Annotated in this window: 15 protein-coding genes and 6 pseudogenes; 8 read left to right on the top strand and 13 right to left on the bottom strand. The window is 64.7% G+C overall.

Annotated elements, in window-relative coordinates; genetic code table 11:
• Nucleotides 1-29: 29 nt before the first annotated feature.
• The 4 genes and pseudogenes from CN538_RS12015 (at nt 30) to CN538_RS12030 (ending at nt 3868) form a co-directional block, all read left to right on the top strand.
• Nucleotides 30-1352: a dicarboxylate/amino acid:cation symporter gene (locus tag CN538_RS12015; protein ID WP_106419577.1), complete on the top strand. Its 1323-nt coding sequence runs from the start codon at nt 30-32 to the stop codon at nt 1350-1352.
• 137 nt (nt 1353-1489) lie between these two features.
• A pseudogene (gene solA / locus CN538_RS12020) lies at nt 1490-2622 on the top strand (N-methyl-L-tryptophan oxidase).
• Nucleotides 2619-3095: a nucleoside deaminase gene (locus CN538_RS12025; protein WP_106419579.1), complete on the top strand. Its 477-nt coding sequence runs from the start codon at nt 2619-2621 to the stop codon at nt 3093-3095. The pseudogene solA and the gene CN538_RS12025 overlap by 4 nt, the downstream one beginning before the upstream one ends.
• A 356-nt stretch (nt 3096-3451) precedes the next feature.
• Complete coding sequence (locus CN538_RS12030; protein WP_106419580.1) at nt 3452-3868, top strand: transcriptional regulator; 417 nt, start codon at nt 3452-3454, stop codon at nt 3866-3868.
• A gap of 50 nt (nt 3869-3918) precedes the next feature.
• Here the strand turns inward: CN538_RS12030 and cyoD are convergent, their stop codons facing one another.
• The 5 genes from cyoD to CN538_RS19945 form a co-directional block, all read right to left on the bottom strand.
• A complete protein-coding gene (gene cyoD, locus CN538_RS12035) occupies nt 3919-4266 on the bottom strand; it encodes a cytochrome o ubiquinol oxidase subunit IV (protein WP_106419581.1) in 348 nt (115 codons plus the stop codon).
• Nucleotides 4263-4685, bottom strand: coding sequence for a cytochrome c oxidase subunit 3 (locus CN538_RS21145; RefSeq protein ID WP_207233480.1), 423 nt, complete (start codon nt 4683-4685; stop codon nt 4263-4265). Before CN538_RS21145 ends, cyoD begins: the two co-directional genes overlap by 4 nt.
• Complete coding sequence (locus CN538_RS21150; RefSeq protein WP_207233481.1) at nt 4646-4915, bottom strand: hypothetical protein; 270 nt, start codon at nt 4913-4915, stop codon at nt 4646-4648. The genes CN538_RS21145 and CN538_RS21150 overlap by 40 nt, the downstream gene beginning before the upstream one ends.
• A 104-nt stretch (nt 4916-5019) precedes the next feature.
• Nucleotides 5020-7017, bottom strand: coding sequence for a cbb3-type cytochrome c oxidase subunit I (locus CN538_RS12045; protein WP_207233482.1), 1998 nt, complete (start codon nt 7015-7017; stop codon nt 5020-5022).
• Complete coding sequence (locus CN538_RS19945; RefSeq protein ID WP_207233483.1) at nt 7014-8099, bottom strand: cytochrome c oxidase subunit II; 1086 nt, start codon at nt 8097-8099, stop codon at nt 7014-7016. The genes CN538_RS12045 and CN538_RS19945 overlap by 4 nt, the downstream gene beginning before the upstream one ends.
• A 316-nt stretch (nt 8100-8415) precedes the next feature.
• Here CN538_RS19945 and CN538_RS12055 point away from each other — a divergent pair, with 316 nt between their 5' ends.
• Nucleotides 8416-9879 carry a catalase gene (locus CN538_RS12055; protein ID WP_106419582.1) on the top strand — a complete coding sequence of 488 codons (1464 nt, stop codon included), beginning with the start codon at nt 8416-8418 and terminating at the stop codon, nt 9877-9879.
• A gap of 246 nt (nt 9880-10125) precedes the next feature.
• Here CN538_RS12055 and CN538_RS12060 read toward each other — a convergent pair whose 3' ends face one another.
• From CN538_RS12060 to CN538_RS12090, 7 genes and pseudogenes are all read right to left on the bottom strand, one after another.
• The gene (locus CN538_RS12060) at nt 10126-11685 is read right to left on the bottom strand and encodes a methyl-accepting chemotaxis protein (protein ID WP_106419583.1); all 1560 of its coding nucleotides are present in this window, start codon (nt 11683-11685) and stop codon (nt 10126-10128) included.
• Between the two features lie 430 nt (nt 11686-12115).
• A complete protein-coding gene (locus tag CN538_RS12065; protein ID WP_106419584.1) occupies nt 12116-13735 on the bottom strand; it encodes a methyl-accepting chemotaxis protein in 1620 nt (539 codons plus the stop codon).
• A 383-nt stretch (nt 13736-14118) separates the two neighbouring features.
• A complete protein-coding gene (locus CN538_RS24475; protein ID WP_277985018.1) occupies nt 14119-14511 on the bottom strand; it encodes a methyl-accepting chemotaxis protein in 393 nt (130 codons plus the stop codon).
• A gap of 50 nt (nt 14512-14561) precedes the next feature.
• Nucleotides 14562-15734 (bottom strand): annotated as a pseudogene (locus CN538_RS21160) (methyl-accepting chemotaxis protein); the annotation flags it as partial.
• A 313-nt stretch (nt 15735-16047) separates the two neighbouring features.
• Nucleotides 16048-17132, bottom strand: a pseudogene (locus tag CN538_RS12080) (nucleoid-associated protein).
• Between the two features lie 71 nt (nt 17133-17203).
• Nucleotides 17204-17963 (bottom strand): annotated as a pseudogene (locus CN538_RS12085) (ABC transporter permease).
• A pseudogene (locus CN538_RS12090) lies at nt 17960-18958 on the bottom strand (ABC transporter ATP-binding protein). The pseudogenes CN538_RS12085 and CN538_RS12090 overlap by 4 nt, the downstream one beginning before the upstream one ends.
• A 479-nt stretch (nt 18959-19437) precedes the next feature.
• On the opposite strand from CN538_RS12090, the gene CN538_RS12095 reads away from it, so the two are divergent.
• Nucleotides 19438-19812, top strand: coding sequence for a lipid-binding SYLF domain-containing protein (locus CN538_RS12095; RefSeq protein ID WP_207233486.1), 375 nt, complete (start codon nt 19438-19440; stop codon nt 19810-19812).
• Between the two features lie 112 nt (nt 19813-19924).
• Here CN538_RS12095 and CN538_RS12100 read toward each other — a convergent pair.
• Nucleotides 19925-20639, bottom strand: a pseudogene (locus tag CN538_RS12100) (YebC/PmpR family DNA-binding transcriptional regulator); the annotation flags it as partial.
• Between the two features lie 226 nt (nt 20640-20865).
• On the opposite strand from CN538_RS12100, the gene CN538_RS26350 reads away from it, so the two are divergent.
• Nucleotides 20866-21312, top strand: a complete 447-nt coding sequence (locus tag CN538_RS26350; protein ID WP_422917501.1) for a DEAD/DEAH box helicase — start codon at nt 20866-20868, stop codon at nt 21310-21312.
• On the top strand, nt 21249-22280 hold the full coding sequence (locus CN538_RS24480) for a helicase-related protein (RefSeq protein ID WP_422917502.1): 1032 nt from the start codon (nt 21249-21251) through the stop codon (nt 22278-22280). Before CN538_RS26350 ends, CN538_RS24480 begins: the two co-directional genes overlap by 64 nt.
• Nucleotides 22281-22335: the final 55 nt, after the last annotated feature.

A 22335-nucleotide genomic window follows, 5' to 3' on the forward strand; every position in this document is an offset into this window, starting at 1 on the left:
GCTCGTCATTCACTCATCAAGGCTCGCTCATGACGTCACTCTTTCGCGCCTATCTCGATGCTTCTCTGATTCTGCGTGTCACCATCGCCCTGGTGCTGGGCCTGGTTGCCGGCCTGCTGGGCGGCGAGACCCTGGCCGCCTGGGTGGCGCCGCTGGGTGATCTGCTGCTGCGTCTGCTCAAGTTTCTGATCGTCCCCATCGTGCTGTTCACGCTGATCGTGGGGATCAATCAGGCCGAACTGGGACGGCTCGGGCGCATGGGCGGCAAGGTGTTCGCCTACTACGTGGTGACCTCGGCGCTGGCGATCGTGGTCGGGCTGGTCGTCGCCTCGCTGCTCTCGCCCGGGAGCGGCATGACCCTCGACGACAGCGCCAGCGTCTCGGTACCGGAGAATCCCGGTATCGTCAGCGTGCTGCTGTCGATCGTGCCCAGCAATATCGTCGCCGCGCTGGCCGAGCCCAATCTGCAGGGGATCATCTTCACTGCCTTCGTGTTCGGGATCGCGCTGCTCAAGCTGCGTCAGCGCGGGGCGGCCCTCGAGGATGCGGCCCACGCCGACGGCGAGGCGCATTCAGGGGCAAAGCCCCAATCCGATGAAAAGACCCAGGGAGAACTGGCGGAGAAGCTCTATGGGGTGATCGAAGGGCTCAACGCGGTGACCATGAAGGTGATGGCCGGGGTGCTGCAGTTCGTGCCGATCGGGGTTTTCGCCATCGTCACCGGCACCGTGGCCAAGCAGGGGCTGGGTACGATTCTTTCCCTCGGCAGCATGGTGCTGGTGCTCTATTTGGCGCTGGCCGTACACCTGCTGCTCTACTGCGTGCTGATGAAGAGTTTCGGGGTGCGTCTCGGCGCCTTCTTCCGCGAGGCGCGCACGCCGATGGCGACCGCTTTCGCCACTCAGAGCAGCAGCGGCACGCTGCCGCTGACGCTCAACGCGGCGCAGCGCCTGGGGCTGCCGCGCAGTCTCTACGCCTTCAGCCTGCCGCTGGGGGCAACCGTCAACATGGATGGCGCCGCGATCCGCATCGCGATCTCGGCGGTGTTCGCCGCCAACGTGGCGGGTATCCCGCTCGATCTCACCGACATGCTCGAGATCGTGCTGATCGGCACGCTGACCTCGATCGGTACCGCCGGTGTGCCCGGGGCGGGTATCGTGATGATCGCCACGGTGTTCGCCCAGGTCGGCCTGCCGATCGAGACGGTGGCGCTGCTGACCTCGATCGATGCGCTGGTAGGCATGGGGTGTACTGCGCTCAACGTCACCGGTGACCTGACCGGCAGCGCGATCATCGCGCGTAGCGAAGCGCGCTCGGGTGAGGCGTCGGTGACTCAGGAGTCGGCGGCCTGACGTCGGGTAAGCCCACGCCGCCTCCCGGTCGTTAACGGCGTTCTCGGGCTCTGGCAGGCGGCATCTATCGATTGGTGACAAGATAAGGCATGACACAGGTGACACACTCGGAGCTGCTGATCATCGGCGGCGGCAGTATGGGGCTGGCGGCGGCCGATCATCTGGCCGCGAGCGGTGCGGGGTCGGTACAGGTGCTGGACGCCCACGACCCGCCCCACGATCAAGGCGCCCATCACGGCGAGACGCGACTGATCCGGATCGCTATGGCGAAGGCGGTGGCTATGTGGCGCTGGCCCAGCGCGCCTGGGCGGGCTGGCAGCGGCTCGAGCGCGAGACCGGCGAGTCGCTGCTGTTGCCGACCGGGGTGCTCAACCTCGGTCCGGCGACCGCGCCCTTCATGCGTCAAGTCGTGGCCAGCGCGCGGGACCACGCGCTGCCGCAGGAGCAGCTCGACGGCCTCGGCGTGGCGCAGCGCTGGCCCGGCTGGCGCGGCGGTCGTGGGGCGCTGAGTGAGACCCATGTCGGCGCTTTCGAGTCGCGTGCCGGAGTGCTGCGGGTCGAGCGTATCCTTGCCTGCTGGCGCCAGCGTCTGGCGCGTCAAAGCGGCGTGGCGCTGGCCACCGGTGCCCGCGTGGTCGCGCTCAAGGCCTTGCCGGCGGGCGGCTACCTGGCCCGCTGCGCCGATGGCCGCTGTTTCGGCGCCCAGCGTGTGCTCGCGGCCTGTGGCCAGCACCTGGCCGGTCTGTTGCAACCGCTGGGGGTGGCGCTGCCGCTGACACGGGTGCGCAAGACCTTCGCCTGGTACGCCGCGGATGCGCGCTATCACCGTGAGCGCTTTCCGGGCTTCAGCCTCACTGACGACGCGCTGGGCATCTACTACGGCTTTCCCGATATCGATAACGCCGGATTCAAGATCGGCCGCCATGACGCAGGCCAGCCGCTGGCGCCGGGAGAGCCGCTGCTGGCGTTCGGCGAGCACCCGGACGACATCCCCGAGCTGGCGCAGGTGATCGCGCGCTACCTGCCCGGCGTCGGGGCGCTGCGCCACGGCGCCGTGTGTCAGTATATCCGTACGCCCGACGAGCACTTCCTGATCGACGAGCCGCTACCGGGGCTGGTGATCGCTGGCGGTTTCTCCGGCCACGGCTTCAAGTTCGCGAGCGTGATGGGTGAAGTGCTCGGCGAATGGCTGTCACGCGGCACGCGGGCGCCGGAGCTCTCATCTTTCGGGCTGGCACGGTTTTCCATCCCCAGTGAGGAGAACGCATGAGCGAGACAGATCAGGCGCGCTTTCTGGCGCGCGCGGTAGCGCTGGCCGAGGCCGCGCTGGAGGCTGGCGACGAGCCTTTCGGCAGCGTGCTGGTGAGCGCCTCCGGGGAGGTGCTGGCCGAGGATCGCAATCGTATCTCCGGCGGCGATGCCACCCGTCATCCCGAGTTCGCCCTGGCACGCTGGGCGGCGGCGCATCTCTCCCCCGACGCGCGCGCCGCGGCTACCGTCTACACCTCCGGCGAGCACTGCCCGATGTGCGCCGCGGCGCACGGCTGGGTGGGATTGGGGCGGATCGTCTACGCCAGCTCGGCGGCGCAGCTGATGACGTGGCTCGGCGAACTGGGCCAGGCGGTGCCACCGGTGGCCCCGCTGCCGATCACCGCGGTGGTGCCTGGGCTCCAAGTCGAGGGACCGGTGCCCGGTTTCGACCAGCAGGTACGTGCGCTGCATCGGCGTCGTCACGGCCACTGACGGCCATTCCTCCCTCCGGGCTGACGATCTGCTGGCCCGACACGACTGAAGTGTTTGCCTCCTGCGGCCGATGAGCCTTGATGGCCCATCGGCTCTTCAGCCTGGCGCTCGGTGAGCGTGCTCTCGACCCTTCACGCCTCCCTGGAGCTTGTCTGTGGCTTGTCGCAACGAGAGCCGCGGATTTGTGGCGTCTACGTTAAATCTCTCTAAGCTGACGAACGCGTTCGCGTCGCGATATCGGCGCGCCAACAGGTGCCGGGTAGCGCGCAGAGGGGCGTCTTCGTTCAATCGACACTCCAATGGCGAGTTGAACAAAGATGCAGCTGAATGTTAATCAACGGTTCAAGTGATAGCACATGGATGAAAAAATCTTGTTTGCCGAGCGCTTGAAAGCGGCATTGGCTGCGGCCGGTTACGAGCCGCGCCCTTCGGTGCTGGAGCGGGAGTTCAACCTGCGCTACTGGGGCGCGCCGATGACGTTCCAGGGCGTCAGACGCTGGTTGCGCGGTGAGTCGGTCCCGGCCCAGGAGAAGCTCCAGGTGCTGGCCGGATGGCTTGGGTTGGAGCCCCATTATCTGCGTTACGGTGAACGGACCGTCGGCGGCTCGGAGCCGACCTGGGCGATCGCGGTCGGCGGTGAGGAGGACGAGGTGCTGCGGGTCTACCGTGGCTTGCCCGATGAGCAGCGCCAGCTCCTGCGTCAGGTCATCCTCACCTTTGCCCGCGCCGGCGGATTGGAGCCGGATCCGTCGGAACCGCCTTCCCCGTCATGACCGCGACCGGCGCGACGGACCGGTCGCGGCGGTGACGGTCGCGACGCTGCTCACGGCAGCATGTCGGGCATCATGCGGTAGTAGAGATTGAACAGTATCCACAGCGTGCCACCGACCATGATCGACAGGATCAGCACGGTGAACAGGATCAGCTGCAGATCCTCACGCTTGTTGCGTGCCAGCGTGATATGCAGGAAGCAGCGAAAGTGCACCACTACCTGAACCAGGGCACACCCTCCGATGAGCAGATAGAGATGCAGTGGCCGCCACTCGGCAAAGGCGGCGACGCCGAAGGGGATCAGCGTCAGGATCAGTGCCAGGGCGAAGCCCCACAGATAGTTGCGCTGCTCGCTGGCGCGCTCCTGCGCCTCGGCGTCGCTGAGTGTGCGTCGACTCATGCCAGCCCCCCTAGATAGACGAGCGAAAAGATCCCGATCCAGACGATATCGAGGAAGTGCCACAGAATCGCCAGGCGGATCAGGCCGTTCTTGGTCTGTGCGTCGAGGCCGTGCACCGCGAGTTGACCGAGCAGCGCGATCAGCCACACGCAGGCAACGGTCACGTGCAGCCCGTGCAACGGCACCAGTGAGAAGAATGCGGAGAGGAAGCCGCTGCGGCTGGGCACGCCGCCGGCCTCGAACATGCGATGAAAGTCATACAGCTCGTGGGCCACGAAGCCGAGCCCCAGGAGCAGCGTGATCAATAGCCAACCGACCAGCGCCCGGCGGTCGTCGCGGTACTTGAGCGCCAGCGAGGCCATGCCGAAGGTAAAGCTGCTCACCAGCAGCAGCATGGTCTCGAAGAAGGCGCCCCGCATGTCGAACAGCTCTTTCGGCCCAGGGCCGCCAGCGGTGCCGCCGAGCATGGTCCGTAGGTGCCGAAGCGCAGTCCGAAGAGGATCATGTCGCTCATCATGAAGACCCAGAAGCCGAAGACCATCTCCTCGCGGCTCTCTTCGCCCTCGCGGTGAGCATGCCCCAGGTTGAGCCCGGGATGGCGCGCCGGCGCGCCGGCCCGGGTAGTGTGACGAGAGGTGAGTGCTGTCATTGGATGGCTCCCTCCACGGGAGGCAGGGGGAGACCCCGGTTATCGGATGACTGTTTCCCGCGAGCGGGCGACCGGTGTGGTGGCGCGGACCTGGGCGAGCCAGGTCAGGTGGGTACGACGCACCTCTTCACCCGGCAGGGTGCGGGTGTGTTGCGGCAGAACCCGCGAGCGATCACGGCGACCAGCGTGACGCCGGCGGCGAGCAGTACCATCCACCACTGATACCAGGTCAGGCCGAAGGCCATGGCGGTGCCGGTGACGGCGAAGATCACCCCCATCGGGCTGTTGGCCGGCAGTACGATATCGGGAAACTCGTCCGGCACCTGATACGCCTTGCCGCGCTCCTTCTCGAGCATGAAGGCATCGCGCCCGTAGACCTCCGGGATGACCGGGAAGTTGTACTCCGGCGGAGGTGAACTCACCGCCCACTCCAGGCTGCGCCCATCCCATGGGTCGCCGATCGGCATCGCGTTGAGATGGCGGTCGCGCACGCTCACCCAGAGCTGGATCACCAGGCACGCCATGGCCAGCAGAACGATCGTGGCCCCGACCAGCGCGGTCAGCGTCCATGGCAGGTAGGCCGGGGTGAAGAAGGCCACCGTGCGGCGCGGCATGCCGAGCACGCCGAGGGCGTAGAGCGGGAAGAAGGCGAGCATGAAGCCGATGATCCAGGCGTAGGCGGCGCGGCGCCCCCAGCGCTCCTCGAGACGGAAACCGAAGGCCTTGGGGAACCAGAAGTTGGTGCCCGCGAGCATCCCGAACAGCAGTCCCGGGATCAGCATGTTGTGGAAGTGGGCGACCAGAAACAGCGAGTTGTGTACCTGATAGTCGACGCTGGGCACCGCCAGCACGATGCCGGTCAGCCCACCCAGCACGAACAGCATCAGAAAGCCGCTGGCGTAGATCATCGGCACCGACATGCGAATGCGGCCGCGGAACAGCGTCAGCATCCAGTCGTAGATCTTCACCCCGGTGGGGATGCCGATCAGCATGGTCGCGATCCCGAACACGGCGTTGATATGGGCGCTCTGGCCCATGGTGAAGAAGTGGTGCAGCCATACCGTGAAGGAGAGCACTGCGATCGCCAGGGTGGCGATCACCAGCGCCTTGTAGCCGTAGAGCGTCTTGCCGGCGAAGGTCGAGAAGACTTCCGAGAAGATGCCGAAAGCGGGCAGGATCAGGATATAGACCTCGGGATGGCCGAAGGCCCAGAACAGATTGATGTAGTTCATCATGTTGCCGCCCAGATCGGCGGTGAACAGATGAAAATCGAGATAGCGGTCGAGCGCCAGCAGTGCGGTGGCGACGGTCAGCGGCGGCATGGCGAAGATCATCAGGATTGCCGTGCACAGCGCCGTCCAGGTGAACAGCGGCAGGCGCATCCAGCGCATCCCCGGGGCGCGCCGCTTGTAGATGGTAACGGCGAAGTTGATCCCGCTCAGGGTCGATGACAGGGTCGAGAGGGTCACCGCCCAGATCCAGTAGTCGACCCCGGCGCCGGGATTGGCGGCGCGCCCGGTGAACGAAGGGTAGCCGGTCCAGCCGCCGGTGGAGAAGGGTGCCAGCACCAGCGAGATCATCACCAGGGCGGCGCCGGCGGCGGTCAGGCCGAGGCTGATCTGGTTCATCACCGGGAACGAGAGATCGCGAGTACCGATCTGCAGCGGCATCACATAGTTGATGATGCCGGTGAGAAACGGCATCGCCATGAAGAACACCATGATGGTGCCATGGGTGGTGAAGAGCTGGCCGAAGTGCTCCGCGGTCAGGAAGCCACCGTCCAGGCCCAGTGCCTGCTGCAGGCGCATGAGTACCGCTTCGATCACGGCTCGGGCCAGCATCACCAGCGCCAGCGCGATGAACATGATGCCGATCTTCTTGTGATCGGGGCTGGTCAGCCACTCCCGCCACAGCCAGCCCCAGCGCCGTGTCCAGGTCAGCCCGATGACCACCGCGATGGCGCCGAGTACTACCATCGATGCCGCCCCCGAGGCGATCACGGCGTTGATCACGTTCTTCGTCGTCGGGTGCTGCAGTGCATCCCAGAAGGGCAGGGCGCTGGCGTCTAGCCGGCCGAGCAGCCAGTGGGTCGAATCGTTCACGGTGTGACTCCCGTGGGTGCGGCGGCTGCCAGAGCCGGATGGATGGACAAGGATGAATTGGCGGGTAAAGGGGAATGGCTGGACAAGGGGCGCGTGGTGGAGAGAGACGCCGTGTCCTGACCCCAGTCGGGCGCGCGATGCGCGACGATGGCGCCGAACAGCCCGGACGGGAAGTGCTTGAAGCGCAGCGGCGTGCTGTCGTCGGCAGGGTTGCCGGCGTCGTCTGTCTGCCCGGCGTGACTCGTGCTGGCCACGCTGTCGCTGCCGTCGAGTGCGCGTGCCAGAGCGGCATGGGTGTTCTTGGCCATCAACTGGCTGAAGACCTCAGGGGTGAACGCCCGACCCTGCGCGCGCACCTGATGGGTGAAATCGGCGAAGGCGTCGGCACTGAGCGCGCGGGTGACGAAGCGCTGTCGGTAGAACCCGGTGCCGCTGTACTGCATGTTGCGGCCGGGGAACACGCCCGGCGCGTCGGCTTCCAGATGCAGCCGGGTCACCATGTGATTCATCACGTCTATCTGACTACCCAGGGCGGGCACGAAGAAGCCCTGCATCACGCTGGCCGACGTCAGCCGCAGCGAGACCGGCCGCCCGGCGGGGATCACCAGCTCGTCGACCGTGGCGATGCCCTGCTCGGGATAGAGGAACAGCCACTTCCAGTCGAATCCCACGACCTCGACCTCCAGCGGTGGCTGATCGCTGGCCAGCGGTCGATAGGGGTCGAGGGCTATCGTGCTGCGCCAGGTCAGGGTGGCCAGCACGGCGACCACCACCAGCGGGATACCCCAGATCGCCAGATCGGCGCGCAGGGAAAATTCCCATTGCGGCCGATAGCGGGCGCGGCTGCCGTAGCGGTAGCGCCACAGGATGAGCGGTGTCAGTACCAGCACCGGCAGCACCACCGTCAGGGTAATGGCGATGACCCACCAGAAGTGTTGCCGCTGAGCGGCGGCGATGGGGCCCTGGGGATCGAGAAAGGAGAGGTGGGCGTCGCTGCAGCCCGCGATCAGCGGCAACAACAACCCGATGATCAGGCGAGAAGGCGCCCAGCGTGAAAGTCCGCACCCTGGAGTGTTGAACACGAGTACCTCGAAGAAACGTGAATGTCATGAAGTGTATCGGCATGGTGAACGCCGTGTGTCCGCCAACTATAGGTAGGGATGCCCCCGAGTGCACTTGCCAAATGACATCGGTGTCGAGAATTGGACAGTGCGGCGCGCAGGGTTCTATACCTTCAAACTGTCCCCGCGTTTTATCGCCCTAAACTGATATGGCGAATGCCACCCTGGTCCTGACCCAGAGGCCGCGGTCGCGGCACTAGCGGAGTCGGTGCCGCGCGGCGGGGATATGAGGCGATGCGATCGTCGCGTCGCCGCGTCGAACGAGGGAGAGATCACCGTGACCAGCGACAACCGCAAGCCGACGACGACGGATGCCGGCATCCCCGTCGCGAGCGAAGAGAACGCGCTCTCGGTGGGACCGGATGGCCCCATCGTGATGCACGATCATTATCTGATGGAGCAGATGGCGGCGTTCAACCGCGAGATGATCCCGGACCGCCAGCCCCACGCCAAAGGCGGCGGCGCCTTCGGCCATTTCGAGGTGACCCAGGACGTCAGCCGTTATACCAAGGCCAAGTTCCTGCAGCCGGGCAAGCAGACCGAGATGGTGGCGCGTTTTTCCACCGTGGCGGGGGAGAGCGGTAGCCCCGATACCTGGCGTGACCCACGCGGCTTCGCACTGAAGTTCTATACCGAGGAGGGCAACTTCGACATGGTGGGTAACAATACCCCCGTGTTCTTCGTGCGCGATCCGATGAAGTTCCAGCACTTCATTCACTCGCAGAAGCGCCGCGCCGACAATGGCCTGCGCGATCACGACATGCAGTGGGATTTCTGGACCCTGGCACCGGAATCGGCCCACCAGGTGACCTGGCTGATGGGCGATCGCGGCGTTCCCGCGAGCTGGCGCCACATGAACGGCTACTCCAGCCACACCTATATGTGGGTCAATGCTGAAGGCGAGCGCTTCTGGGTCAAGTATCACTTCAAGACCGATCAGGGCATCAAGTGCATGACCCAGGAGCAGGCGGATCAGATGGCCGGCAGCGACGCCGACTATCACCGCCGCGATCTGTTCGAGGCGATCAAGCGCGGCGACTACCCGACCTGGACCCTGCACGTGCAGGTGATGCCGTTCGAAGAGGCCAAGGATTACCACATCAACCCGTTCGACCTGACCAAGATCTGGCCCCACAGCGACTATCCGCTGATGGAAGTCGGCAAGATGACGCTCGATCGTAATCCGACCGATTTCCACAGCGAGATCGAGCAGGCCGCCTTCGAGCCCAACAATATGGTGCCGGGCACCGGGCTGTCGCCGGACAAGATGCTGCTGGCGCGTTCGATCTCCTACGCCGATGCTCATCGCGCCCGGCTGGGGGTCAACTACAAGCACATTCCGGTCAACACACCGCGCTGCCCGGTGCACAGCTACAGCAAGGGCGGTGCCATGCGTATGCACAACGCCAGCGACCCGGTCTACGCGCCCAACAGCAAGGGCGGTGCCAAGGCCGATCCGCAGCGTTACCCGGAAGACGCGGTATGGTCAGCCGACGGTGAGTTCGTGCGCACGGCCTATACGCTGCGCCCGGCCGATGACGACTGGAGCCAGGCCAACGACCTGGTCAACAAGGTGATGGACGACGCCGCACGTGATCGCCTGGTCGACAATATCGTCGGCCATGTCTCCGGTGGCGTCGAGGAGCCGGTACTGTCGCGGGTGTTCGAGTACTGGAAGAACGTCGATGCCAAGATCGGCGAGCGCGTGGAGGCGGGTGTGAAGGCCAATCGCGGACGCTGAACCGACGCCCCCGGGGCGAGGCTTGCGCCGCGCCGGCGTGAACCTCGCGCAGTATGAATCTCGCCTAGTACGAACCTCGCGTAGTACGAATCTCGCATAGCAAGAACAACGACCCCGTCCTGATGGACGGGGTCGTTGTCTATGGTGCTCTTGCTTATGGTGCTCTTGTCTTTAGCACCGTTGTCGGTGGTGTCACTGTCTATAGCGTCTAGCGCGCTGGCGTCTCATCGAGACGCCAGCGGGATGTCAGAAGCTGGTCCACTCCTCGACTTCCTCGGAGGCCTGGCGCGGCGGCTGACGCTTGGCGGCTGCCGGCTGGGGCTGCGGTGAAGCCAGTTTGGCAGTGACTTGGCTGACGGCGCGCTTGGCGGGGCTTTGCGCGCCATCGTCGTAGCCGCGGAAGAAGCGCACTTCTTGCGCCAGCAGCTCGGCCTGGGATTGCAGGCTGGAGGTCACGGTGGTCGACTCCTCGACCAGGGTGGCGTTCTGCTGGGTCACGCTGTCCATCTCGCCCACCGCCAGGTTGATCTGTTGGATACCGGTGGACTGCTCGCGGCTGGCGACGGCGATCTCGGAGACCAGATCGGTGACCTTCTCGACATTGGTGACGATCTGCGCCAGGGTTTCGCCGGAGCGATTGACCAGCTCGGAGCCGCGGGCCACGCGCTGGGCGCTCTCGGAGACCAGCTGCTTGATCTCACCGGCGGCGTCGGCACTGCGGCTGGCGAGCTGGCGCACTTCCTGGGCGACCACGGCGAAGCCGCGACCCTGTTCGCCGGCACGCGCGGCCTCGACCGAGGCGTTGAGCGCAAGCAAGTTGGTCTGGAAGGCGATCTCGTCGATCATGCCGATAATATTGGAGATCTCCTTGCTGGAAGCGTCGATCTCGCGCATCGCACCGATCGCTTCGTCGACCACTTTTCCTCCCTGCTTGGCCTGGGTGCTCACTTCGCTGGCGAGGGTATCGGCTTGGCCGGCGTTGTCGGCGTTCTGGCTGACGGTGTTGGTGATCTGCTCCAGTGCCGAGGCGGTTTCCTGCAGGCTGGCGGCCTGCTCCTGGGTGCGCTGGCTCAGGTTCTCGTTGCTCGCCGCCAGTTCGCCGGAGATCGACTCCACAGTGCGTGCATTGTTGGCTACCTCGGCGATCACCCCGGTGAGCCGGTCACGCATGGCGGCCATGGCATCGAGCAGACGGCCGAACTCGTCGCGGTAGCGGGTGCTCAGGCGCACGCCCAGATTGCCTTCGGCGAGAGCGGTGGAGAAGTCCGTGGCCTCCTGGAGCGGGCGCAGGATGCTCCGTGCCAGCCACCAGCCGATGACGATGGCAATCACCAGGGCTGCCAGAATGGCGGCGATGATGACCGTACGGCTGGTCTGATAGTCCGCGATGCTCTGCTGGTAGCTCGTCATCGTTTCTTCGCGTGCCGAGCGGTAGAGCTGGGTAATAGTGTCGTAGAGACTCGCGTAACTGGCGTCGATCTGCGCATCGCTGGCGTTGCCGCTATCGAGCAGATCGCGCAGCGTCTGGCGCTGTTGGGTATAAGTCGTCGCCAGTTGGCGTTCGGCGTCGTTGGAGATCAGATCGGGTGAGTAACGGTCCCAGGCGTCGTCGGCGCGCTGGCGGTTCTTCTGGATATCCTGACGCTGGGCGTCGGAAAAATTATTGCCATCGACCTTGGCGAAGAGGGTACGGTTGTCGCCGGTGGCGCTCCGCACCGTGGAGAGTTCGATCATCGATTGCACGTTATTCCCGACGATCGAGCTCATCGCCTGCTGGGTCTGGCGGTTGCTGAGAACGCCCTTCACACCCGACCGCGATCAACAATACGATCAATATGCCTAGGGCCACGACGAGTCGTGCCTTGACGCTTCTTCCGATTCCTGACATCTGTGCTTCCTCGCTGGTGTAGTGCCTTCCATGGGTGCCATCTGGCTAGGACAGATGGCACGCGCCACCCATCGCTATCGGCTAAGCATGGACGAGATTGAGTAAAATTTTGAGAATTCGATTTTTTTCGTGAGTCTGTGAAATTTTTCGTAAACTCGAAGTTTTGGCAACTGCCATGATGCGCCGGTGGCAGAGGCCGAGAAGGGCCGCGTTCGACAGGCGACTCTGTAGACGATGCGGCTACCGCTGTGGCGGTGCATGAGGCGTATCGTCCGTCAATCGAACGCTGGGCCAAGTCAATCGAACGCTGCGCCAAGAGAGTGCGAGCATAGGTGGCTCACTCAAGGTCTAGAAGCTGTCCCACTTATCCGCATTCTGATGAGAGCGGGTAGGCTGGGACTGTTGACGCGGCTGTGGTGTGGGCGAAGCGAGAGGCGCGGGTGTACTGCGCGGGCGCGCTTCGTTATCGCCGTAGCCGCGGAAGAAGCGTACTTCTTGCGCCAGCAGCTCGGCCTGGGATTGCAGGCTGGCGGTCACGGTGGTCGACTCTTCGACCAGAGTGGCGTTCTGCTGGGTCACGCTGTCCATCTCGCCCACCGCCAGGTTGATCTGCTGGATACCGGTGGACTGCTCGCGGCTGGCGACGGCGATCTCCGAGACCAGATCGGTGACTTTTTCGACATTGGTGACGATCTGCGCCAGGGTTTCTCCGGAGCGATTGACCAGCTCGGAGCCGCGGGCCACGCGCTGGGCGCTCTCGGAGACCAGCTGCTTGATCTCACCGGCGGCGTCGGCACTGCGGCTGGCGAGCTGGCGCACTTCCTGGGCGACCACGGCGAAGCCGCGACCCTGTTCGCCGGCACGCGCGGCCTCGACCGAGGCGTTGAGCGCGAGCAGGTTGGTCTGGAAGGCGATCTCGTCGATCATGCCGATGATGTTGGAGATCTCCTTGCTGGAAGCGTCGATCTCGCGCATCGCACCAATCGCCTCGTCGACCACTTCACCCCCCTGCTTGGCCTGAGTGCTCACTTCGCTGGCAAGGGTATCGGCCTGGCTGGCGTTGTCGGCGTTCTGGCTGACGGTGTTGGTGATCTGCTCCAGCGCCGAGGCGGTTTCCTGCAGGCTAGCGGCCTGCTCCTGGGTGCGCTGGCTCAGGTTCTCGTTGCTGGCCGCGAGCTCGGCGGAGATCGACTCCACGGTGCGCGCATTGTTGGCTACCTCGGCGATCACCCCGGTGAGCTTGTCACGCATGGCGGCCATGGTGTCTAGCAAGCGGCCGAACTCGTCGCGGTAGCGGATGCTCAGGCTCACGCCCAGATTGCCCTCGGCGAGAGCGGTGGAGAAGTCCGTGGCCTCCTGGAGCGGGCGCAGGATACCGCGGGCCAACCACCAGCCGATGACGATGGCAATCACCAGGGCTGCCAGAATGGCGGCGATGATGATCGTACGGCTGGTCTGGTAGTTCGCCACGCTTTGCTGGTAGCTCGCCAGCGTCTCCTCCCGCGCGGAACGATAGAGCGTGGTGATGGCATCGTAGAGCTGGGTATAGCTGGCGCGTATCTCGCTTTCTTGGGCATTGCCGCTATCCAACAAGTTGCGCTGAGTTTGCAGGGCCTGGATAAAGACTTTCGCTTCCTGGCGCTGGGTATCACTGGTGATCAGCTCAGGGTAGTAGTGGTCCCAGGCGGTGTCGGCACGCTGGCGGTTGGCATCCACATCGCGGCGTTGCTCCGCCGAGAGCGCCTTGTTGCTGGCCAATGCAAACAGAGTGCGATTGTCACTGATCGCGGCTCTGACCGTGGAGAGTTCGATCATCGATTGAACATTCTGCTCGACGATGGCGTGCATCGCCCCCTGTGTCTGGTGGTTGCTAAAAATCCCCTGTATGCCGATGGCCACCAGCAGCAGGATGATCAGGCCGAGCGCCACGCACAGGCGGGCTTTGACGCTCTGTAGCGCACTTCGCATATTCGCTTCCTCGAATAAATAGTCTCTTAGGCGGGCAACGCTCTGAAGGAGTCGTAGAATGCGACTTCTGTTGGCACATTTCAATTAAGATTTAATTAAAGGCTGGGCTATTTTTGGTTTAAAAGAGAAGTTTAAAAGTTTAAATCCTAATTTATAAGTTTATTGATACCCAGGTGTGCTTTTGCTGAGTGATGTGGATTTGTCGAGGAGCCGTCGCTTCTGGAATGGGGCTTATCGAGACATGGGCTTGTTATCGAGGAAGCGGTGTGGGTCGATGCGGTGCAAAATGGGGAGGTGAACAGAGAGAGGTAGACGAGAGAAAGCGCTGAGGGACCAGCGTATCGCCTGTTCCTGGGGCGATACGCTGGCGAGCAGGGCGGGTGTCAGAAGCTGCTCCACTCCTCAACTTCCTGGGTAGGCTGGCGCCGCTGCGGTTGACGAGGCTGTGTGGCCGGGGAGACAAGGCTGGCGCGCGCGCCACGCGGCTGTGCTTGGCCCGTCTCGAAGCCGCGGAAGAAGCTGATCTCCTGGGCCAGCATCTCGGCCTGATTCTGCAGGGTACCGGTGACGGTGGTCGACTCTTCGACCAGGGTGGCGTTCTGCTGGGTCACGCTGTCCATCTCGCCCACCGCCAGGTTGATCTGCTGGATACCGGTGGACTGCTCGCGGCTGGCGACGGCGATTTCGGACACCAGATCGGTGACCTTCTCGACATTGGTGACGATCTGCGCCAGGGTCTCGCCGGAGCGATTGACCAGCTCGGAGCCGCGGGCCACGCGCTGGGCGCTTTCGGAGACCAGCTGCTTGATCTCGCCGCGGCGGCGTCGGCGCTGCGGCTGGCGAGCTGGCGCACTTCCTGGGCGACCACGGCGAAGCCGCGACCCTGTTCGCCGGCGCGGGCGGCCTCGACCGAGGCGTTGAGGGCGAGCAGGTTGGTCTGGAAGGCGATCTCGTCGATCATGCCGATGATGTTGGAGATCTGCTTGCTGGAGGCATCGATCTCGCGCATCGCACCAATCGCCTCATCGACCACTTCACCGCCCTGCTTGGCCTGGGTGCTCACTTCGCTGGCGAGGCTATCCGCCTGGCCGGCGTTGTCGGCGTTCTGGCTGACGGTGTTGGTGATCTGCTCCAGCGCCGAGGCGGTTTCCTGCAGGCTGGCGGCCTGCTCCTGGGTACGCTGGCTCAGGTTTTCGTTGCTCGCGGCCAGTTCGGCGGAGATCGACTCTACGGTGCGTGCATTGTTCGCCACCTCGCGGATCACGCCGGTGAGCTTGTCACGCATGGCGGCCATGGCGTCCAGCATGCGCCCGAACTCGTCGCGGTAGCGGGCATCGAGGCGCACGCCCAGGTTGCCCTCGGCCAGCGCGGTGGAGAACTCGGTGGCCTCCTTCAGCGGGCGCAGGATGCCGCGGGCCAGCCACCAGCCGAGGGCGATCGCCAGCAGCAGGCTGATCCCGATGGCCGCGAAGACCACGTAAAGGCTGGTGCGGTAGTCCGCCACGCTTGTCTCGTACTCGGCCAGCGTCGTTTCGCGAGCCAGGCGGTAGAGATCGGTCACGACCTTGTAGATTTCGGTATAGGCGGCATCGATCTCGGTTTCCGCAGCGCCGCTATCGACCAGTTGGCGCAGCTTGGTCAAGGTGTCGAGGTATTCGCGCGATAGCTGCTGCTCGATCTCGGTGGTGGCAAGCGCCGGGTAGTAATGCCCCCAGGCCTCGTCGGCGCGCTGGCGGTTGTCGGTGATCGCCTGACGCTGTGCCGGGGTCGGCGTACCGCCGCCGACTTTGGCGAAGATAGTGCGGTTATCGCCGATCGCAGCCCTGACGGATGCGAGCGTGATCATCGTCTGGGTGTTGTCCTCGACGATGGTCTGCATGGCCTGATGGGTCTGGCGGTTGCTCATGACGCCCTGCACGCCGATCGCCACCAGCAGCAGAATGATCAGTCCCAGGCCCAGGCTGAGCCGGCCCTTGACGCTATGTAGCGCACTTCTCATGTGTTTTTCCCCCGAATGGATACGCCTCTGGATAGGCCGCACGCGGCATGGACTTGCTGCGTGAGGGTTATATCGGCGGGATTTAATTATGGTTTAAGTCAAGTTTAATTAAGTAGTTTGCGAATCATCGCTCGCGCCATCGATCGGCGGGGAGAACTGACGACCCTGAGGTTCAGCGCGATAAACGAGCAGGGGCAGGCGCTGCCGGCTTGGCAGAAAGGAGAGCGGGGGGATAACGGGGGAGTACGAGAGAGGTGCGCCACAAGGCCCGGCAGGTCGCCGGGCCAGGAAGGGGCTTCGGGTTTTCGTACCGCTACTGACCGCGCTGTTTGATCTGATCCTTTAGTTGCCCCGGGATCTGCTTGATGATCAGGCGCTCGCGCTCTTCGTCATACTCGATGCTGTTGCCCAGCAGGTGTGAGTCGAAGCTGATCGAGACGCCGGTGGCACGCCCGGTGAAGCGCTTGAATTGCTGCAGGGTGCGCTTGTCCGGCGGAATCTCGGCGGCCAGCCCGTAGTCCTGATTGCGGATGTAGTCGTAGAACGCCTTGGGCTGGCTCTCGTCGACCAGCTCGGAGAGCTCGTCCAGGGTGATCGGCTCGCCGCGCTTGGCCTGGGCGTTGGCATAGTCGATCAGAGTGGTGGTCTTCTCGCGGCTGGCCTCTTCGTGAGGTCTTCGTGCTCGACGTAGTCGCTGAAGGCCTTGAGCAGGGTGCGGGTCTCGGCGCTGGCATCGACCCCTTCGCGGCAGCCGAGCCACTCACGGAAGGCTTCGCCGGTCTTCTTGCTACCGCGATCCTGCACGTGGGCGATGTACTGGCGCGACTCGCCGCGCTGCCATTGGGTCAGATCGATCCGTGCCGCCAGCATCAGTTGGCCGAGGTTGAGCTGGTCGACCTCGACCACCTGGCCGGCGGCATCGAAGCCATAACCGCGGCGCTGGTGCAGCAGCGCCAGGGTCAGAAACTCGGTCTCGCCCTGGCGGTTGTGCACGCACCATAGCTGGCCGCCGACGGAGAGCTGGGCGTCGACCAGCACCAGCAGGTCTTGCGCGGCCTGGGTGGTGAAGTCGGTGAAGTTCAGCTCGCCACGACGATAGCGCGTCAGTTCGGCAGCGAAGCGCGAGGGCGCTGGCGCGGCGACCTGGGTGTCGGCGGCGAAGGGTACGACCTCGCTCTCATCGTCGGCGTCCGTTGCGGCCTGCGTGTCCGCTTCCTCTCCTGACTGTTCCACAAAGTGACCCCACGCCTTGGGCTTGGCGTGAAAGCTCTGGTTGAACGCGGCCAGCAGCGACTCCGCGGCCTCGCTGGCGGCTAGCGCCTCGCCGGCGGTGAGCGTCGCGGGGCTGTCGTCGCCGTGCTTGTCGATGCGATGGGCACAGGCTTGAAGTATCGGCATGGGGACCTCGGCGCGGTGCGTGACTCTTGGGGGCCGCCGCGGCAGCCCCGTGACTCGGGTGGCTCAGGCGATCACGGACGCAGGCGGTAGCCGGTGCGGAAGATCCAGTTGACCACCGCCAGGCTGACGCCGAGGAACACGAATACCATGACCAGGCTCGCGACCACGCTGACGTCGCTGATGCCGTAGAAGCTCCAGCGGAAGCCGCTGACCAGATAGACCACCGGATTGGCCAGGGTCACCGCCTGCCATACCTCGGGAAGCATGTCGATCGAGTAGAAGCTGCCGCCGAGGAAGGTCAGCGGGGTGATGATCAGCAGCGGCACCAGCTGCAGCTTCTCGAAGCTGTCTGCCCAGATGCCGATGATGAAGCCGAGCAGACTGAAGGTGATCGCGGTGAGCACCAGAAACAGCAGCATCATGAAGGGGTGCAGGATGTGCAGATCGACGAAGAAGTTCGCCGTGCCCAAGATCACCAGCCCCAATACCGCCGACTTCGAGGCCGCGGCGCCGACATAGCCGAGCACGATCTCGAAGTACGAGATCGGCGCCGACATCACCTCGTAGATGGTACCGGTGAACTTGGGAAAGAAGATGCCGAAGGAGGCGTTGGAGACGCTCTGGGTGAGCAGCATCAGCATGATCAGCCCGGGCACGATGAAGCCCCGTAGCTGACCCCTTCGACCTCCTGGATGCGCGACCCGATCGCGGCGCCGAAGACGACGAAGTAGAGCGAGGTGGAGATGACCGGGGATACCAGGCTCTGCAGCAGGGTACGGCCGGCCGGGCCATCTCGAAACAGTAGATGGCGCGTACGGCTTGGAGATTCATTGGCGCTCTCTGACCAGGTTGACGAAGATATCTTCCAGCGAGCTCTGCTTGGTATGCAGATCCTTGAAGCGAATACCGGCGGCTTCGATATCGTTGAGCAGGTGCTGATGGGTACCTGCCCCTGGGCGTTCGGGTCGCTGGCATCGTAGGTGTAGACCAGCACGCTGCCCCCTTCATCCAGCGCCAGCGGGTAGTGCGAAAGCGCTGGTGGCACGCTGGCCAGCGGCTGCTGCAGCTGCAGGGTGAGCTGCTTGCTGCCGAGCTGACGCATCAGCGCCTGTTTTTCCCGCACCACACGATCTCGCCACCGTTGATGACACCGATACGATCCGCCATCTCCTCGGCTTCTTCGATGTAGTGGGTGGTGAGAATGATGGTGACGCCGCTGGCGCGCAGCTCGCGGACCACCTCCCACATATCGCGGCGCAGCGCCACGTCGACCCGGCGGTGGGCTCGTCGAGGAACAGGATCTCGGGCTCGTGGGCCAGCGCCTTGGCGATCAGCACACGGCGTTTCATGCCACCGGAGAGCGTGATCAGCTTGTTCTTGCGCTTGTCCCAGAGTGACAGCGACTTCAGCACCCGTTCGATATGTGCGTCATCGGGCTTGCGCCCGAACAGGCCGCGGCTGAAGCGTACCGTGTTCCACACGGTTTCGAAGGCGTCGCTGGTCAGCTCCTGCGGTACCAGGCCGATCTTGGCGCGGGCGGCGCGGTAGGCGCTGACGTTGTCGTGGCCGTCCACCTTGACTTGGCCGGTGCTGGCATTGACCAGGCCGCAGATGATGCTGATTAGGGTGGTCTTGCCGGCGCCGTTGGGGCCGAGCAGGGCGAAGATCTCGCCACGTCGGATCTCGAGATCGATCTGCTTGAGCGCTTCGAAACCGGAGTCGTAGCGCTTGGAGAGCCCGGTGATCTCGATCACCGGCGCGGGCTCGGCGGCGGGCGCGCTGCCGGCCGCCGGCGAGGATGACGCTGTGGCTGTGGGGTGACTCATGAGTGGCAACATCGTGGCGTGAAAGGTGACCATTGTAGGCGAAAACACGTCTCGACTGGACCCGGTTCCGCCAGTCGCTAGGCAGGCACAGACAGGCGCAATGTGCCGCGGTCGTCTATAACGACACTGTCATACACGGAAATTTCATAGACCGCTGACGCGCCGGCGCCTGTACCGGTGCGGCCCGCTCGTGACCCACGCGCGGGCCGCTGGCGTCATCAAGCCAGGAGGCTTATCCATGCCACGCTCCACATCACGTTTCATGTCGCTTTCGACCCTCACCAGCCGCACCAGCGTGTGCTGCTGCTCGCCGCCATGCTTGGCACCACGCTGCTCTCGGCGTGCACCACCACCACCCCGCAGGATCGCGAGAGTCAGCGCGCCGAGCGTCGCCAACTCGACCAGGACGTGAGCAACACCCTCGACCGGCTCTATCGCGTGGGCCGCAGTCGCGCTCGCTGGTTCAGGAAGCCAAGGGCGTGCTGGTGTTCCCCGGGGTGCTCGGCGCCAGCTTCATTGTCGGCGCTAGCCACGGAGAGGGCGAACTGCTCATCGATGGCGCCAAGGCCGGTTATTACACCACCACCAGCGGCTCGATCGGCTTCCAGGCCGGCGCTCAGTCCCAGGCGGTGGTCTATCTGCTGATGACCGACAAGGCGCTCAACCGCGTGCGCAGCGACAACGGCTGGTCGGTGGGTGCCAGCGCCGGGGTGGCGGTGGCGGATATCGGTGCCAATGGCCAGATCACCAACAACACCGCCAATCAGGAAGTGATCGCCTTCGTCATGAACAATCAGGGGCTGCAGGGCGGCGTCTCGCTCGAGGGCGCCAAGATCTCCAAAGAGCGCCCGTGACGCACTGAGCCGGCGCCATGTCCCGCGCCTGCCGCTTAGTCGGCGGGCGCTTGGGCCATGGCGCCGGCTCAGTCATACCTGGGCGAGACGCTCGGGTCAGGCTTGCTCGGGCAGCTCGGCGTGTGTGATACACGTTCTGCACGTCGTCGAGCTCGTTGAGCATGTCGACGAAGCGCTCGAACTGGACGGTCGTCGCCTTCCAACGGCGTGGTCGTCCTGCGGCAGGAACTGGATCTCGTCGGCCTCGAAGTCGATCTCGCCGAAGGCGTCGAGCAGCGCCTGCTTGGCCTTGGCGTACGCGGTATGCGGGGCGAATACGGTGATCCGGCCGCCGCTTCGCTCTCGATATCGGTGACATCGACGTCGGCTTCCATCAGCGCTTCGAGCACCGCTTCTTCGTCATCGCCGGCAAAGGCGAAGATCGCGCAGTGATCGAACATGTGGCTGACCGTGCCCTGGGTGCCGATCTTGGCCTTGTTCTTGGTGAAGCAGCCGCGCACGTCACGTAGGTGCGGTTGGGGTTGTCGGTCAGGCAGTCGACGATGACCATGCAGTTGCCCGGGCCGAAACCTTCGTAGCGCGCGGTGGAGAAGTCCTCGCCGCCGGCCCCGGAGGCCTTGTCGAGCGCCTTCTCGATGACGTGAGAGGGCACCTGGTCCTTCTTGGCCTTCTCGATCAGGCCGCGCAGGGTCAGTTGCCGTTGGGGTCGGTACCTACCGCCCGACTTGGCGCAGACGTAAATCTCGCGGCCGTACTTGCTGTACACCTTGGCTTGGCGGCGGCCGTCTTGGCCATGGATTCCTTGCGGTCTGGAAGGCCCTTCCCATCAGTCACACCTATCAGGTTGTCTACGATCAGGTTGTCTACGACGGCCGCGATTTTACTCAACCTGGCGGGATTTGCAGGTTTATTTACGCTTTCGTGCCAGTGACGCTGCGGGATGCCGACGCGTAGCGGCGGGCTCTGGTATCCTGCCCCTCCGACGACCGCCACTGCGCGGCGCCACGCGCGGCGGGAAAGCCGCGATCCGCCCTCTGTACAGGAATCCCGCTCGTGTCCGACACCGCGACCTCGACCGACTTCAGCGCACTTGCGCTGACCCCGGCGCTCAAGCACAACCTGGACCGCTGGCTATCACACCAGACCCCGATCCAGGCGCTGGCGCTGCCCAGATCCTCGCCGGACGCAGATGTGATCGGCCAGGGTCGCACCGGCTCCGGCAAGACCGCGGCCTTCGGGCTCGGTCTGCTCCAGGCTCTCGATGTCGCGCCTTCGAGGTGGCAGGCGCTGGTGCTCTGCCCCGCCCGCGAGCTGGCCGATCAGGTCGCCGAGGAGCTGCGCCGGCTGGCGCGGCAGCTCGCCAACGTCAAGATCCTGACCCTGTGCGGCGGGACGCCGATGGGCCCAAGAGCTCAATTCGCTGGCCCACGGCGCCCATGGTGGTGGTCGGCACCCCCGGCCGGCTCGAAGCGCACCTGCGCAAGGGATCGCTCGATCTGAATGCACTGCGCGTGCTGGTGCTCGACGAAGCTGACCGCATGCTCGACATGGGCTTTCAGGAGGCGCTGGAGACGATCGTCGCCGCCACGCCGCGTTCACGCCAGACGCTGCTGTTCAGCGCCACCTATGCCGACGCCGTGCGCCCGGTCGCCGAGCGCATGCTGCGCGACCCGGTCAGCCTGAGCGTGCCCGAGACCCACGGCCGGGAGAGTATCCACCAGCACTTCCACCGGGTCGCCGACGACGCTGAGCGGCTGCCGGCGCTGATGCGCCTGCTGCGCCACTACCGGCCACGTTCGAGCATCGTCTTCTGCAATACCCGCCAGGAGACCGAGAGCGTGGCGCAGGCGCTGGCGCAGGGGGGATTCAGCGCCGAGGCATTGCATGGCGAGCGCGACCAGCGCGAGCGTGACCGCCTGTTGATCCGTTTTGCCCAGGGCAGCCTGTCGATCCTGGTCGCCACCGATGTGGCGGCGCGTGGTCTGGATATCGACGCCCTCGATGCGGTATTCAACTACCAACTTGCGCGGGAGCTCGAATCCCACGTGCACCGGGTCGGGCGCACCGGCCGCGCTGGCGAGCAGGGCACGGCCTGCACCTTGGTGAGCGAACGCGAGACCTACCGTCTAGAGCGGCTGGCGGCGCTGCTCGCCGAGCCGCCCGAATTCGAGCCGCTGCCCGCGGGCGGCGACGAGACGCCGTTCCAGCCGGCCATGGCCACGCTCGAGATCGACGCCGGCAAGCAGCAGAAGATCCGCCCCGGTGACATTCTCGGCGCCCTGACCCGCGGTGGTGACGCTGAGGGTATCGAAGGCAGCCAGGTCGGCAAGATCAAGGTGACCGATCGTGCCGCCTTCGTCGCGGTGGAGCGCGAGGTCGCGCGCCAGGCCCTGGCAGTGTTGAACGCCGGCAAGTTGAAAGGGCGGCGCTGTCGTGCTCGTCTGGTGGTCGATGCCGATGGTCGATAGCCGATGGTCGATAAGATTGGAAAGCGAATAGTGGAAAGTGAATAGTGGAAAGCGC

The sequence above is a fragment of the Salinicola tamaricis genome, from assembly GCF_003006155.1.
Taxonomy (GTDB): Bacteria; Pseudomonadota; Gammaproteobacteria; order Pseudomonadales; family Halomonadaceae; genus Salinicola; species Salinicola tamaricis.